General features: G+C 36.3%; 1 protein-coding gene. It reads right to left on the bottom strand.

Going from position 1 to position 954, the window contains the following annotated elements; translation table 11 throughout:
* Nucleotides 1–762 precede the first annotated feature (762 nt).
* On the bottom strand, nt 763–954 hold a 192-nt coding region (locus ACJ5GX_RS07080; protein WP_495292848.1), incomplete at its 5' end, for a hypothetical protein.

Below are 954 nucleotides of genomic sequence, written 5' to 3'. Positions count from 1 at the left end.
TTTTTCTCGCCATAATTGTTAGTGACATAATAAACTCTATGCAAGTTTATTACGCAAAACACTGAAAGTCAACCCAATAATGCAGATCGATCATTGTTGGCAAACAGTGGACGCGGGAGGCACAGGACCGGCGCAGATGGCGAGAAAAAGAAGAGGCCTATACTCAGCAGTGGGTAGATGTGGGCTGATATGATGATGATGATGATGAATCGAGAAGCAACAAAACTTGGTTGGGATAATTTTTCTTTTTCGTTTTCGTTTTTCGAAACAATGGTGCTAGGAAAATTTGTTCAGTGTTACGTCTAGATTAGGCGTTAAATTTTATTAGTATTTTTCCTAACACACTGCAAAGGCTTTTGCAGTTGCGAAACTCGACGCGTTTCTGAATAACTATTTACTGTTAGTTGAAATGTAAAGGTTGTCACTCTCGATGAAGAGTCTTTTTAAATCCTTTTTTAAATAAACTTATAACACAAAAACAAATTTATTTTACTGAAATATAATCCCAGGCTACTACTTATTGTGTGAAATTTATTAAGTCGTTTTCTTGGCGCGGCGACCCCGACTGTCACCCGGCGAGAATCCGTGTCGAGTTGCCCTGTTACGACGTCGTGCGTCTGTGTGAGTGAGTTTTACTTGCGTTAGCTTGAAGTTTCACTACTGCTTGATCATTTTTATTGGTATAATAAACGATCAATGTAAAATTCCACTTCACCTTAACCAAACGAAATTATTGTGCGAAAGCTCTTTCTTTTAATTTGATTAACTTACTTGTTTTCTCTTCTCTCTAAAGTACTCTTTCTTTTTCAGTATTATGTCATCTGTAAATTCTATTGGCGGAGATTTGTTAATAGCATTGTAATATTTTGTGTCATTTTGATTGAGGTTTTGTAGATATTTCTTTGAGAGACTGTCATTGGTCTCGACTATGACAAGATAATTTTTGACCAAAAA

The sequence above is a fragment of the Wolbachia endosymbiont of Tuta absoluta genome (assembly GCF_059414725.1).
Note: the sequence above shows the minus strand (reverse complement) of the source record. Positions and strands in the feature narration are given on the sequence as shown.